The sequence below is a fragment of the Mycolicibacterium sp. XJ662 genome, from assembly GCF_053484035.1.
Genome location: NZ_JBEFTL010000004.1, coordinates 17,295 through 31,319, shown reverse-complemented (window position 1 = coordinate 31,319; position 14,025 = coordinate 17,295). Strand labels below are relative to the sequence as shown.

11 protein-coding genes are annotated in these 14,025 nt (G+C 66.6%); 4 read left to right on the top strand and 7 right to left on the bottom strand.

The window, feature by feature from the left end:
* Positions 1-9: 9 nt before the first annotated feature.
* Complete coding sequence (locus ABQE93_RS13580; RefSeq protein ID WP_448408646.1) at positions 10-813, bottom strand: class I SAM-dependent methyltransferase; 804 nt, start codon at positions 811-813, stop codon at positions 10-12.
* A gap of 210 nt (positions 814-1,023) precedes the next feature.
* Here ABQE93_RS13580 and ABQE93_RS13575 point away from each other — a divergent pair, with 210 nt between their 5' ends.
* On the top strand, positions 1,024-3,390 hold the full coding sequence (locus ABQE93_RS13575) for a hypothetical protein (protein ID WP_448408647.1): 2,367 nt from the start codon (positions 1,024-1,026) through the stop codon (positions 3,388-3,390).
* 19 nt (positions 3,391-3,409) lie between these two features.
* Positions 3,410-3,859 carry a DUF6636 domain-containing protein gene (locus ABQE93_RS13570; RefSeq protein ID WP_448408649.1) on the top strand — a complete coding sequence of 150 codons (450 nt, stop codon included), beginning with the start codon at positions 3,410-3,412 and terminating at the stop codon, positions 3,857-3,859.
* On the opposite strand, the gene ABQE93_RS13565 is transcribed toward ABQE93_RS13570, so the two are convergent.
* The 5 genes from ABQE93_RS13565 to ABQE93_RS13545 all read right to left on the bottom strand — a co-directional run bounded on the left by ABQE93_RS13565 (position 3,844) and on the right by ABQE93_RS13545 (position 10,705).
* A complete protein-coding gene (locus tag ABQE93_RS13565) occupies positions 3,844-6,684 on the bottom strand; it encodes a toll/interleukin-1 receptor and WD40 repeat domain-containing protein (protein ID WP_448408651.1) in 2,841 nt (946 codons plus the stop codon). The genes ABQE93_RS13570 and ABQE93_RS13565 overlap by 16 nt on opposite strands.
* 94 nt (positions 6,685-6,778) lie before the next feature.
* Positions 6,779-8,962: a class 1b ribonucleoside-diphosphate reductase subunit alpha gene (gene nrdE, locus ABQE93_RS13560; RefSeq protein WP_448408652.1), complete on the bottom strand. Its 2,184-nt coding sequence runs from the start codon at positions 8,960-8,962 to the stop codon at positions 6,779-6,781.
* A complete protein-coding gene (nrdI, locus tag ABQE93_RS13555) occupies positions 8,929-9,372 on the bottom strand; it encodes a class Ib ribonucleoside-diphosphate reductase assembly flavoprotein NrdI (protein WP_448408654.1) in 444 nt (147 codons plus the stop codon). The genes nrdE and nrdI overlap by 34 nt, the downstream gene beginning before the upstream one ends.
* Before the next feature lie 66 nt (positions 9,373-9,438).
* Positions 9,439-9,690 carry a redoxin NrdH gene (locus ABQE93_RS13550; RefSeq protein ID WP_448390678.1) on the bottom strand — a complete coding sequence of 84 codons (252 nt, stop codon included), beginning with the start codon at positions 9,688-9,690 and terminating at the stop codon, positions 9,439-9,441.
* A gap of 460 nt (positions 9,691-10,150) precedes the next feature.
* Positions 10,151-10,705, bottom strand: a complete 555-nt coding sequence (locus ABQE93_RS13545; protein WP_448408656.1) for an NADPH-dependent FMN reductase — start codon at positions 10,703-10,705, stop codon at positions 10,151-10,153.
* An 87-nt stretch (positions 10,706-10,792) separates the two neighbouring features.
* On the opposite strand from ABQE93_RS13545, the gene ABQE93_RS13540 reads away from it, so the two are divergent.
* Both ABQE93_RS13540 and ABQE93_RS13535 read left to right on the top strand, forming a co-directional pair.
* Positions 10,793-11,401, top strand: a complete 609-nt coding sequence (locus tag ABQE93_RS13540; protein WP_448408658.1) for a TetR/AcrR family transcriptional regulator — start codon at positions 10,793-10,795, stop codon at positions 11,399-11,401.
* Positions 11,398-12,447 carry a DNA polymerase IV gene (locus ABQE93_RS13535; RefSeq protein WP_448408660.1) on the top strand — a complete coding sequence of 350 codons (1,050 nt, stop codon included), beginning with the start codon at positions 11,398-11,400 and terminating at the stop codon, positions 12,445-12,447. Before ABQE93_RS13540 ends, ABQE93_RS13535 begins: the two co-directional genes overlap by 4 nt.
* Here the strand turns inward: ABQE93_RS13535 and ABQE93_RS13530 are convergent.
* Complete coding sequence (locus tag ABQE93_RS13530) at positions 12,441-13,901, bottom strand: MFS transporter (RefSeq protein ID WP_448408662.1); 1,461 nt, start codon at positions 13,899-13,901, stop codon at positions 12,441-12,443. The two genes, ABQE93_RS13535 and ABQE93_RS13530, sit on opposite strands and share 7 nt — an antisense overlap.
* Between the last annotated feature and the right edge of the window lie 124 nt (positions 13,902-14,025).

Here is a 14,025-nt window from a genome sequence, read left to right as displayed (position 1 = left end):
CGTCAGCGGTTAGGACGACGGGACGACACCGACGACGGAGACCGCGGTCAACGATCGCCGGTGCCGCTGGAAGGTTCGCCGCATGCCCAGGACGCGACGGCGGGCGGAAGCTTTGACGATGAGGTTGCCGGCGATCCGTAACGCCCCGAGCAGACCTTCGTCGGCCAGCACCCGCCGCGGATTCAACAGCGCCATCGGCGCGTAGTCGATGGTGATGTCGGTGAACCCGGCATCGCTGAGCATCTGCACCCACTCGTTGGCGGTGAGCGGACGGGCGTTGACCTTGATCGCGCGGGACATCTCGCGGCGGATGTCGTCCTTGGTCTCCTGGGCGATCTCGTCGGGCTGCAGACCCAGTTCGTGGATGGCGTACCGGCCGCCGGGGCGCAGCACCCGAAACGCCTCGGCGACGATCGCACGCTTGGTCTTGTCACCCTGCATGGTCAGCATGGCCTCGCCGATCACCACGTCGGCGCTGTCGGCGGGCAGACCGGTCTCCGCCGCGCTCGCGACGACCACCTTTCCCGCGACCGGTTCGACGATCTCCCGCACGGCCTCGCCCGCCGCCGCGGTGTCGTCGACCCCGACGTAAGACCGCGGGCGCAACGCGACGATGTCGCGTGCGGTGCGTCCCAGGCCGGGTCCGAGTTCGACGACGTCGGCGCCGCCGACACGCGCCACCGAGAGCATCCGCGTCGTCAACTCCAGACCGCCGGGGCGCAACACCCGCTTACCCAGGCGGGCCAGCAGCCAGTGGCCGGGCAGGTCGGCATCGGAGCGCTCTGCGAGCGGAAGCGTTTGCCTCTCAGTCATTCCGGTCGTGTCCTTCCGATCGCGGGCTCCATTTAGAGGAATCTATTTCGGCTAAACCTATGCCTCCACCAGCCATTAGGCAAGCCTTACCTCCTGTGTTCTTCGCGACTATGTCGTCGCATTTCACTGCGTCCGGCGACGCTCGACGCCACACTTACCGAAACCGCAGAGGGGAGGTCGTCAGTGCACACCGGGGCCCGGGTCTGGGGCGTGAGAGTCGCAGCAGTCATCGCGCTGCCGGTGCTCGGCTACCTTCTCGCTCTGGCGCTGGCCCCGCAGCTTCGAGACCGGGCGCCTTCGTCGCTGCGGTGGTTCGGCGAACCGGGGTCGGTGCCGACGATCGCCTTCGTGGTGGCGGTCCTGGTGGTGCTCGCAGTTCTGCTCGTCCGTTCGCAGGGGGTGCGACGCCCCGGCGCTCCGGTGGCGATCGTGGCCGGGCTGGCGCTGATCAGCACCGCACTGGGGCTGGCGTCGTACTGGGACTGCCACGACGACGCGCATCCGCGCTTCTTCCGGCCCCTGATGTTCACCGCGTATGTGGTCAAGGGCGGCACGGCCGATCAATCGCTGAGCGGCCAGACATGCCCCTCGCCCACCCCGGTGGCGCTGGAGATCGCGCGGCTGTCGGCCCTGGCGGCGATCTTCCTCAGCGTCGTCGGCGTGGCGGCGGCGTTGTTTCGGTCGCGAGCGGACCGGCTTCGTGTGCATTTCGCCCGGTCGGTCACCGCGGTGGTGGACGTCGACGATGACACGCTGTCCATGGTCAGCGCCATCGCCCGGACCATGGAGGGACGTAGCACGCTGGTGTTGATCACCACCAGCCTTGACCATCCGTGCGTGCCCGAGGTCCGCAACCACGGTGCACGGGTGATCGCGGTGGACTTCGACCGACCGGAGACCCTGCGGGCGTTGTCCCTGTGGCGCAAGCTCGACCGGCTGTATCTGCTCTCGTCCGATCCGTCAAGCAATCTGTTGCGGCTGAAGGTCATTGCGGATCGGCTGGATGAGACCAGCCGAAAACGGCGCCTGCCGTTGATCGTCCGCATCGACGACCCGTGGCAGGCCGAGGCGTGGCGGGCAATGCATTTCGGCGGTTCGGACACCCGGTGGGCCGCCGACGCCGTCGGCAAGTACGAGGTCACCGCCCGTAGGTTGCTGGACAGGATCATTTCGACCGACGGCGTCGCGCAGATCCTGATCTGTGGTACGTCCCCGCTCACGCTGGCGTTGTGTTCGAACATGGCCCAGCGGCAGTTGGAGCGTGACTATTACGCCGCTCCGGACGCCAAGCCGCTGCCTCGCCTGGTCCTCGTCGCCGAGAACGCCGAGGAGTACCAGCAGGATTTCGCGCTGTCGCGGCGACGGTTGGGCTTGTCGGCACGCAGCATGCGGGTCAAGGCGGTGACCGAGACGGCATCGGTGCCGCTGCTGGCGTCGTTGCTCGCCGACGACGCCGCCGGCACCGCAGTGGTTTTCGTCGACCGCGACAGCTCCACCGCCTCATCTGTCGACACGACGACCGGCACCCGGCTGGCCGCCCGGTTTCCCACCACACCGATCTACGCGTGGGATGCGACGGCGCGGGTCACCGAAGATCGGCTGTCGCTGGTCGGCAGGTTGCGAACCTACCGGCTGAGCATGGACCTGCCCGATGGTCAGGCACAAGACGCGTGGGAGCGCGCTGCCCGGCTGATTCACGATCGCTACGCCGCCGAGGCCGGCCATCGCAGCGCCGCGAGCCGGCCGTGGGCGGAGCTCGACGAGTTCTACCGCGGGTCCAATCGACGTCAGGTCCGCAACGCCCTGTGGATGGTCGAGCAGATCGGCGGGCACACCTGGAACGCGTGGAACGACACGACCGATGAGGTGGAAGCGCCCAACCTTCGCGGTTTGCAGCCACTTGAGCAGTTGCGGCTGTTGGGTTTTGAGCGCGACAAGGCGATCGCCATGGCACGCGCCGAACACGAGGACTGGTGCCGCTACTACCGTGCCGCGGGCTGGCGCTACGGCACGCAGCGTGACGATGCGCGCAGAATTCACGACAAACTGGTGGATTGGTCACGCATCGAAGCCGATCCGGATCTGCTGAAGGCGGCGCTGGCCAGCCTGGCCGCCACCCTGTCGAAGCTGCGGGAACTCGGCTACCGGTCCCGCCCGCCGCGAAACGACAACGGATGGAAGCACTTTCGCCGCACCGGCCAGGTGGTCGCCGAACAGCGCGACAGCGCGTGGACCTGGACGACGGGCTCAGGTGAAACCATGGCCGCCGAGGCGGGTGACTGGGCTGTGCGCGACGCCGACGGCGGCGATTGGTGGTCGGTGCGCGACGACATCTTCCGCGACACCTACCAGCACATCGACGGCGACCGTTGGCAGCGGCGCGGCATCGTCAAGGCCAGGCCCGCCGAGGCGGGCGAAACCGTCGCCACGCTCGAAGGTCCCGCCCGCGCCGCCGACGGTGACTGGGTGGTGCAGGGCGAGCAGGGCGAACAGTGGGTGGTGCCCGGCGAGCAGTTCACCCGGCGATATGACGGACCACTCACCGAAACACCCGTCGGCGTGGGATTCTCACACTGACACCAGCAAAGGGCCGCACATGACATCACATCGCACACCGCCGCGCACGCGGGTCACCATGGGTCTCGCCGCCGCCGCGGTAGCCGGTGCGCTACTCACCGTTGCGCCGCCCGACGCGCACGCCGCCGACGACCTGTTCGGTTTCACGTCGCCGTCGGACAACATCGGCTGCATCATGGACTCGTCGCAGGTGCGCTGCGATATCCGCGAACGCGATTGGGCGCCACCGCCTCCGCCGCCGGACTGCCCGTACAACTACGGCCAGGGACTGATTCTCGACGCCGGCGCGTCACCTCGGTTCGTCTGCGCCGGTGACACCGCGCTCGCCGGCGGCGGGCCGCTCGGGTACGGACAGTCCACCAGCGCGGGCGTGTTGCGGTGCGAGAGCGCGACGTCGGGTATCACGTGTCGTGACGTCGAGACCGGCCGCGGCTTTTCGATCAGCCGGCAGGGCTACCGGTTCTTCTGAGTTCCTTCGCAGATCGGGTCGGCGCCCTCGAGGTCGTAGCGGTCCTTCTCGGCGTCGGTCAGGTCGCGCTGATGCACGGCGCACCCCTCGGCGATCCAGTCCGTCGGGTTCAGCGACCAGCGGACCAGGCGGCGATCGGCCACCGAGGCTGTCAAGGCCACATCTTGCGCGAGCGCCAGGCTGGGCGCCAACGCGAAACCCGCGCCCGCGCCGCGGTCCACAGCCGTCAGCGGTCGATCCGAGAGCCTGGTCCGACTGGTCAGATCCCAGAAGATGATGCTGCCGTCCTCCGAGACGGTGGCCAGTTCACTGTTGCCCCGGAACGCGACGTCGGTTACCCGTTTGGCCACCCGAAGATCGTCCCCGGTCGGCTTGCCGGTCTCGGTGTCGAACAACCGGACCGGGCCGCTCCACAGGCTGACCGCGATGGTGTTGCCGTCGGGTGCGACCGCCAACGAACGCGTCTCATCGTTGTCCAGTTCCACGGTGGTGGTCGTGCCGTCCGCCAGACGATGGATGACCAGTTCACCGGAGCCGCCGATCACCAGACGCGACCCGTCCGGGGTGAACGCGAGACCGAAAGCCAGTGGCGGGCCCGCGAACTGACCCTGTTCGACGAGTTCGTTGCCGTCCAACCGCCACAGCCGCACGGGCGCGGCCTCGAACGACTGGGACGCTGTGTTCATCCACCTGGTGGCCACCGTGACGCCGTCGGGTGAGATGGCCAGCTGGCTCGCCGGTTCGCCGGGCGCGACCCGGGTGGCGGTGGGCGCCTCCGCGACGCCGTCCCACACCACCACGTCGCCTTCGGTGGTGCTGGCCAACACGCGGGTGCCGTCGGGTGTGAACACGACCTCGTCCACCATGCCGTCGATCGTCGCCGACGGGCCCGCCGGATCGGGTTCGGCCACGTCGGTGAGCGTTAACTCGGTGGTCAGTTGCCCCTGTGCACTTTCACCGGAGCCCGAGGGTTCGACGGTCGCACGCACCACGGCCAGCCGGTCGGCTGCGGGTGAGATGGCGACCGCCACCGCATCGGTCCAGCCTTCGACGGGGCGGGCCAGGGGGCGGCGGCGGTCTTCGCCGTAGTCCAGAAGCAAAGCGCCGCCTGCAGTTCCGCCGGTGACGCCCTGGGCGGGATCCGCGGGATCCCATGCCACGGCGGTGGCGGCCTGCTCGTCGACCTTGACCGGCGGCAGCGGTGGCGAACCGGTGAGGTGGTTCCAATAAATGGCGAACCCGTCCTCGGACACCGAGGCCACCGACCCGGCCTCGGGACCGTCACCGGTGGTGACGAGCCCGGTCACCGCATCGGCGTGAATTTCGTTGCGGCCGGCGGGCGTCGGCGTTCCGTCCGCGCCGTTCCAGAACCCCACCGTTCCGTCACTGCCACCGGTGACGACGGTGCCGTCGTCGACGACGGTCAGTGCCGACACCCAACTCACCGGTCCCTCGTCGGCCGAAGTTCCGGCCTTTGACTGCTCCCATACGGGCCGGTCGGGTCTAGTGACGTCGAAGAGCCGAATCGCACCGTCCTGGCCCGCAACCACCAGCCCGCCGTCGGGCGTCCACGCGAGCGCGGTGACCGACGACAACTGCTCGGGAGCGTTGTGCACCACGGGGAAAGTCGTCGTCGGCGCGGAACTGTCGGCATCCCACACCAGGACGCCGCCTGCGGTCGTGCCGGCCGCGATGCGGCCCGTCGCCGGGTGCACAGCCAGCGCGGTGACCGCGGTATCCGGTGTGCGCACCACGGCCGCCCGTAACGCGCTGTCGAGTGTGGCGACGACGGTGCCGTCGGTGACCACAACCGCGTCGGCGCCGGCCGCGGCGGGGGCCATCGCGACCACCTCGCGGCCGAATTGGTCGTCGGCACGGCCGATTTCGTCGCCGGTAGTGAAACTATGGGCCACGACCTTGCCGTCTGCCGTGCCGATCCACGCCCGGTCGGCGGCGTCGGATACGGCGACTGCGGTCACCGGCGCGTCGACGGGGATGCGTTGTTTGAACTCGGGCAGGTTGGCGACGGCGGTGAGCAGGGCACCTTCGGTCTGCAGGCCGGGGTGCATCCGGTAACCGTGCGCGGCGAGCAGAAACGCGAGGTCGGGTCGTTCGAGTTCGGTTCTGCTCTGCGCGGCCAGCCGCTGCGCTTCGGCCTGCACCCGGCGCTGTTCGGCCTGATTCGCGTTGTAGACCGCGATGCCGGCGCCTGCGATCGCGGCAATGGTCAACACGGCCAATGCCGAGACGGCCGACCAGGCGATGCGCTTGGTACGACGGTGCTGGCGGACGTCCTCACCCTCGATCTCGTCTTTGGTGCGGCCGTGCAGCGGCGCGGCCACCTCCGCGACCGCATTGCGAAATCGGCTGTTGCGCAGGTCGAGTTGGTCCTCTTCGTGTGCCCAGCGCAGATCCAGGTGGCGCGGCTCGTCGGTGAACACCCCGCGCAACGCGGGTGGCACCGCGTCGGAGTCGTCGGTGAAGTCGCCCTTGTCCGGGTCCCACTCCCAGTGCCCGTCGGTGAGGACGGGGAGGATCCGGTCGACGGGCCGATGCGCTTTCCAGTGCTCGATCTCTCGGTTCACCCACACCGATGCGGCGGCCTGCGGCGAGGTGAGCAGCAGGAACCATTCGGCCTCATCCAGCGCCCGCACGATCGCGTTCCACAAGTGCGGGTCCACGGCCAGCCCGGTCTCGTCGCGGAAGACCTCCAGCGACCGGCGCCGGTACCAGGGTTTGGCCAGTCGCTGAAGCGCACGCTGCAACTCCGGCGCCAGCCGGCCGTCGGCCGCGTGCGAGTAGGAGATGAACGCGTCGTAGCGCATGTCGCAGTATGCAACGCGTCAGCGCCCAGTGTTGGCTTAATGCACGCTCAACCCGCAAATCGTGTACGACAAGCCCACACTCGGCGACCGGTCGTCACAACATGCAGCTGACGCAGCCCTCCACCTCGGTGCCTTCCAACGCCATCTGACGCAACCGGATGTAGTACAGCGTCTTGATGCCCTTGCGCCAGGCGTAGATCTGCGCCTTGTTGACATCACGGGTGGTGGCGGTGTCCTTGAAGAACAACGTCAACGACAGCCCTTGGTCGACGTGCTGGGTGGCCGCGGCGTAGGTGTCGATGACCTTCTCGTAGCCGATTTCGTAGGCGTCCTGGAAGTACTCCAGGTTGTCGTTGGTCATGTACGGGGCCGGGTAGTACACGCGCCCGATCTTGCCTTCCTTGCGGATCTCGACCTTGCTGGCGATCGGGTGAATCGACGACGTCGAGTGGTTGATGTAGGAGATCGACCCCGTCGGCGGCACCGCCTGCAGGTTCTGGTTGTAGATGCCGTGCTTCTGCACCGACTCCTTGAGCCGCAGCCAGTCATCCTGGTTCGGAATGCGGATGCCCGCATCGTCGAACAATCCGCGCACCTTGGCGGTCTTGGGCTCCCAGACCTGCTCGGTGTACTTGTCGAAGAACTCGCCCGAGGCGTACTTGGAGCGCTCGAATCCCTTGAACGCCGAACCCCGTTCGATCGCGATCCGGTTCGACGCCCGCAACGCGTGATACAGCACGCAGTAGAAGTAGATGTTGGTGAAATCGATGCCCTCTTCGGAGCCGTAGAAGATCCGCTCCCGCGCGAGGTACCCGTGCAGGTTCATCTGCCCCAGCCCGATCGCGTGCGAGTCGTTGTTGCCCTGCTCGATCGACGGCACCGAGTAGATGTGGGTCTGATCCGACACCGCGGTCAACGCCCGGATCGCCACCTCGACGCTCTGCGCGAAGTCCGGCGAGTCCATCGCCTTGGCGATATTCAGCGATCCCAGGTTGCACGAAATGTCCTTGCCCACACGGGCGTAGCTCAGATCCTCGTTGAACAGCGACGGTGTGGAGACCTGCAGGATCTCCGAGCACAGGTTCGAGTGGGTGATCTTGCCGTCAATCGGGTTCGACCGGTTCACGGTGTCCTCGAACATGACGTACGGATAGCCCGACTCGAACTGCAACTCGGCCAGCGTCTGGAAGAACTCGCGCGCCTTGATCTTGGTCTTGCGGATGCGCGCGTCGTCGAGCATCTCGTAGTACTTCTCGGTGACGTTGATGTCGGCGAACGGCAGGCCGTAGACCCGCTCGACGTCGTACGGCGAGAACAGGTACATGTCCTCGTTCTTCTTGGCCAACTCGAACGTGATGTCGGGAATAACCACACCCAACGACAACGTCTTGATGCGGATCTTCTCGTCGGCGTTCTCGCGTTTGGTGTCCAAAAAGCGGTAGATGTCGGGATGGTGGGCGTGCAGATACACCGCACCCGCCCCCTGGCGCGCACCCAACTGGTTGGCGTAGGAGAACGAGTCCTCCAGCAGCTTCATGATCGGGATGACGCCCGAGGACTGGTTCTCGATGTTCTTGATCGGTGCGCCGTGTTCGCGAATGTTGCTCAGCAGCAACGCGACCCCACCGCCGCGCTTGGACAGCTGCAGCGCGGAGTTGATCGAGCGCCCGATCGACTCCATGTTGTCTTCGATGCGCAACAGGAAGCACGAAACCGGCTCACCGCGCTGCTTCTTACCTGAATTCAGGAACGTCGGGGTGGCCGGCTGGAATCGGCCGTCCATGATCTCATCGACCAGCTGCTCGGCCAACTTGGTGTCACCGGCCGCCAGTGTCAGCGACACCATCACGACGCGGTCCTCGAAGCGCTCCAGATACCGCTTGCCGTCGAAGGTTTTCAGCGTGTAACTGGTGTAGTACTTGAACGCGCCGACGAACGTCGGGAACCGGAACTTCTTCGCATACGCACGGTCGAGCAGCGTCTTGACGAAGTTGCGCGAGTACTGGTCGAGCACCTCACGCTCGTAGTAGTTCTGCTGGATCAGATAGTCGAGCTTCTCGTCGATGTCGTGAAAGAAGACCGTGTTCTGGTTGACGTGCTCGCGGAAGAACTGGTGCGCGGCTTCCCGGTCCTTGTCGAACTGGATCTTTCCGTCGGCGTCGTACAGGTTCAGCATCGCGTTGAGCGCGTGGTAATCCGTTTCGCCGGGCAGCGTATGGCCACCGCCGGTGGTGGTCGCGGCGGTTACAGGCTCTGCATCTGTGACGGTTGGTGGCACGTCTGGTCCTTCCAAAAGTCTTCCAGGCCCGCACGAACGGCTTGCACGTCGTCGGGAGTTCCCATGAGTTCAAAGCGGTAGAGGTACGGCACGCCGCACTTGCGGGACACCACGTTGCCCGCGTAGGCGAATTCCGCGCCGAAGTTGTTGTTACCCGCGGCGATGACGCCGCGGAGCAACGACCGGTTGTGTTCGTTGTTCAAGAATGCGATGACCTGTTTGGGGACATAGCCACCGTCGTTGATGTCCGGTGTGGCGCGCCCACCGCCGTAGGTGGGCAACACCAGCACATAAGGTTCGTCGACCTCGATGCGTCCGTGCAGCGGGATCCGGATGGCCGGCAGCCCCAGCTTCGCGACGAAGCGGTGGGTGTTTTCCGACACGCTGGAGAAGTAGACGAGATTGCTCATCGCCGACTCCTTCCTGATGTCTTCGGCTATCCGATTCCTCTATTTGTTGCGCCGCGGATGCGGCCGCTACGCCGTAACCGCGACCGCGCCTGCCAGCGCCTTGATGCGATCGGGCCGAAAGCCCGACCAGTGCTCGTTACCGGCCACCACGACCGGCGCCTGCAAGTAACCCAGCGCCATCACGTAGTCACGGGCCTCGGTGTCGAGGCTGATGTCGACCGTCTCGTAGGCGATGCCCTGCTTGTCGAGCGCCTTGTACGTGGCGTTGCACTGCACGCAGGCGGGTTTGGTGTACACGGTGATCGATGGCTGGCTCATCTTCGGTACGGCTCCTCTACAACTGTCACTGCACTGAGACTGGCAACTCGTCGGTTACTACATCCCGCTCTACTTCAGCGGCCCGAAGACCTCCGAAATTCCTGGCTGCCGGTACTCCCTCTTCGGAGGGTCGGAAACCGACCGCGCCGGATTCGGGGGCCCCGGCTGACCCTGAAGCGGTACACGTACCGCGGTGGTCTGTCGGTGCTCGAAACACTACACCTAGTGTCCGACATTGCGAAGGGATACCAGATGTTCTGAATAACATTTCTGAAATTCGCAGGTCGTAAGCCGTCCGGTCCGACACCCCCGGCGTGTCGTACATCACACCGTCGCGTGCGGCGCCCCACACCGCTCGGTTTACCACCCCGCTCCGACAAAACCCGGCTGCCCGACCGGGCGCACACCCGCGCCAGCAAACTAATCGGTGGCCCCGCCGGAGGCCGTCGGCCGCCGCCGGCTAACCGACCTCGGCGACCAACTTGCCGACGACGTCGCGCAGGTTGGCGGCCACTTCGGCGTTCTCGCGGGGATGCTTACCGTCGAAAACGGTGCTTTGCACCGACAGGTGCAGATCCTCGACCACCCGCGGCCCAGCGACCCCGAAGGACTTGCGCGTCTCGTCGTGCGCCCACACGCCGCCGTAGCGACCCAGCGCGGCGCCGATCACGGCCAACGGCTTGTCCTGGAGCCCACTGGCGCCGAACGGCCGCGAGAGCCAGTCGATCGCGTTCTTGAGCACGCCGGGGATGGAGCCGTTGTACTCGGGTGTGACGACCAGCGCGGCGTCGGCGTCGGTGGCCGCCTGACGCAACGCCGCAACCGGTTCGGGGACGCCCCCGTGCTCCGCGTCGTTGTCGATGTCCTCGTTGTAGAAGGGCAGCTCGCCGAGCCGGTCGAAGAGCCGCAGAGTCACCCCGTCCGGAGCGGTTTCGGCCGCCAACTCGGCCAACTGACGGTTGATGGAGCCCGCCCGCAAGCTGCCCACCAGCACCAACACATTGATGTCCACCATGTCGCGTTCCTTCTCGGTTCGTTCGAAATCTCTCACAGCAGAACCGGACTATAGTCCGATTAATTCCGCTTGACTTAAACTGGTGTGATGACCGCACCTCGTCCCCTCACCGAGTTGCCGGTCACCGACCAAGAGCCTCAGGAGCGAGGCGATGCGGCGCGCAATCGCATGCTGCTTCTCGAAGCCGCGCGTCGCCTGATCGCCGAACGCGGCGCCGATGCGGTCAGCACCGATGACATCGCCGCGGCCGCCGGCGTCGGCAAAGGCACGCTGTTTCGCCGGTTCGGCAGCCGGGCGGGACTGATGATCGTGCTGCTCGACGAGGACGAGAAGGCCGCACAGCAGGCCTTCCTGTTCGGCCCTCCCCCGCTCGGCCCCGGGGCGCCGCCAGTGGAGCGGCTGCTGGCCTACGGGCGCAGCCGTCTCGAGTTCGTCCACATCCACCACGCGCTGATGTCAGACGCCAACCGCGATCCGCAGACGCGGTTCAGCCCGCCGATCACGCTGCATCACCGCCACCTTCGAGTGCTGCTCGAGGAAGCGGGCACCTCCGGTGACCTCGACGCGCAGGCCGCCGCGCTGCTCGCGCTGCTCGACGTCGACTACGTGCACCACCAACTCGTCGAGCGTGGTGCGACGTTGGACAGCCTCGGCGATGCGTGGGAGTCGGTGGCCCGCAAACTGTGCGGGCAATGACGCGCTGGGTCCTGCACGTCGACCTCGACCAGTTCCAGGCCGCCGTCGAAGTACGCCGACGCCCCGAACTCGAAGGCCTGCCGATCATCGTCGGCGGCAACGGGATCCCCGACGAACCCCGCAAGGTTGTCACGTGCGCGTCGTATCCGGCGCGCGAGTTCGGGGTGCACGCGGGCATGCCGCTGCGCACCGCGGCCCGCAAGTGCCCGGATGCGACGTTTCTGCCGTTGGACACCGACGCCTACGACACCGCCTCCGAGGAAGTGATGGGGCTGCTGCGCGACTTCGGCCACCCGGTGGAGGTGTGGGGTTGGGACGAGGCGTATGTCGGTGCCGAACTCGACGACGCGGCCGACGCCGTCGCGCTGGCCGAACGGATCCGCGAGGTCGTGGCCGACGAGACGGGCCTGTCGTGTTCGGTCGGCATCAGCGATAACAAGCAGCGGGCCAAGGTCGCCACCGGGTTCGGCAAGCCGGCGGGTGTTTTCGTGCTGACCGACGCGAACTGGACGGCGGTGATGGGTGACCGCGGGGTCGACGCGTTGTGGGGCGTCGGGCCCAAGACCGCCAAAAGACTTGCCACGATGGGCATCACCACCGTCGCCGATCTGGCCGTCACCGACGCCACGACGCTGACGTCGACGTTCGGGCCCACGACCGGGCTGTGGATCTTGTTGTTGGCCAAGGGCGGTGGCGACGCCGACGTCAGCGCAACGCCGTGGATACCCCGATCACGCAGCCACGTCGTCACCTTCCCCACCGATCTCACCGACCGCGCAGAGATGGACGCGGCGGTCGTCGACCTGGCGCGGCAGACGCTGACCGAGGTCGTCGAGCAGAACCGCGTCGTGGTCCGGGTGGCGGTGACAGTGCGTACCAAGACCTTCTACACCAGGACCAAGATCCGCAAGCTGGCCGCGCCGACCGTCGACGCGCAGATCATCACGGCGACGGCACTGGATCTGCTCGGCCAGTTCGAACTGGACCGGCCGGTGCGGCTGCTGGGTGTGCGACTGGAACTGGCGCCGCCCGAAGGCGGCTACTGATCGAGCAGCGCGGGCGCCCGATGTGACACCCACCGGTTTCGGATCAGCACAGTCGCAGGCACCGCCGCCAGCGTCATGACGGTGCCCGCCATGAAGATGTAGAAGTAGACACCGGTCGCGGTGCTCACTGCCACGTCGCCGGCGAAGTGACCGCCTGCTCGAGTGGCCCTGAGGATCTCGCCTCCGGCGACATTGAAGATCACCGAACCCAAAGCGAGCACGACCGAGACCAGACCGGCGCTCGTGCCCTGCCTCTCCGGCGTCTCGAGGCTCGTCACCAGGTTGTATCCGGATGCGCCGATCGCCCCGGCGGCCATACCGAGCACGCCGGCGCAGACGACCGCGAGCGCGACGACTGACACGCCCGCCAACATCGCGAACGTTCCCCCGATCCCGAGTGCCACGCCGCCGAGCAGCGGCAGTTCAGGGCCGACGCGCCCGGCGATCCAGCCGGCGCCGACACCGCCGATGACGATGCCGAGGTTGGGGGCGGCGAGCAGCATGGCGACCGCCTCTCCGCTGCCCAGCCCGTAGCCGAGCCCGAGGTGCGCTGGCACCTGCGCGACGAGACTGGTCAGTTGCAGCATGCTTCGGAAGGCGCCCGCGGCCAAAACCAAAGCCAGCAGCGTCAACAGGATTGGCCGGGTCAGGGCACGGATGTCGATGATCGGTTCGTCGACGCGAAGTGTTCTGAACGCCCAGCAGATCAACGCAGCGCAACCGAAGACCAGCAGCGCGGGCATGCCCCCGGACAACCACCCGACGTCTCGTCCGAGGCTGGCGTACGCCAGGACCGCGCCGAGTCCGCCACCGAGGAGAAGCGCGCCGGCCACGTCGACGCGTCCGGCTCCGCGAATCGGGGACTCCGGAATGAAAGTGCGGACACACAGCGCGGCCGTCGCGGCGAGCAACGCCGCGACGACGAACACTCCCCGAAAACCGAACTCCTCGATCACCGGCTCCATCAGGAAGGGCTCGACGACGCCCACGATCGACGATCCTGAGGTCAAGACCCCGACCACAGCCATCGCCGTGCGGGGAGAGCAGATCTGGCGAACGAGGGTCACCGTGAGAAAGACCGCGGCGAAGGCGGCACCTTGGAGAAAACGTCCCACGAGGAAGATCCAGACGGTGGGGGCAATAAGGCAGATCAGCGCCCCGGCGCACGCCAATAGCAGGGTGCCGATCAAGATGCGGCGTTTGCCGAAGATGTCGGAACTCTTGGCGAGCAGTGGTGACCAGATGGCTCCGGCCAGCATGGCACTGGCGTTCAACCAAGCAGCCTGGTCGGTGTCGAAATGATCGAGCAACTGCGGCAGCACCATCATGGGCGAACCGACGACGACGTCGGCGAGGACGTTCGCGCAGACGAGGACTACCGTCCACAGGATCAGCCGCCCACTCCACTTGTGTTCCCGCGACGACGAGGCTGGTGCAGCTGACCTGTCGTTCAAGAACGGTCCTTCCCCAAATGGCTTGCACGGGCGGGTGCGACAACCGGCTACGGAGCCTGAACGTGACGACCTCTCGTCGCGGCGAACCAGCCGATCGACGGAAACTCTAAATCGACAAATCGTC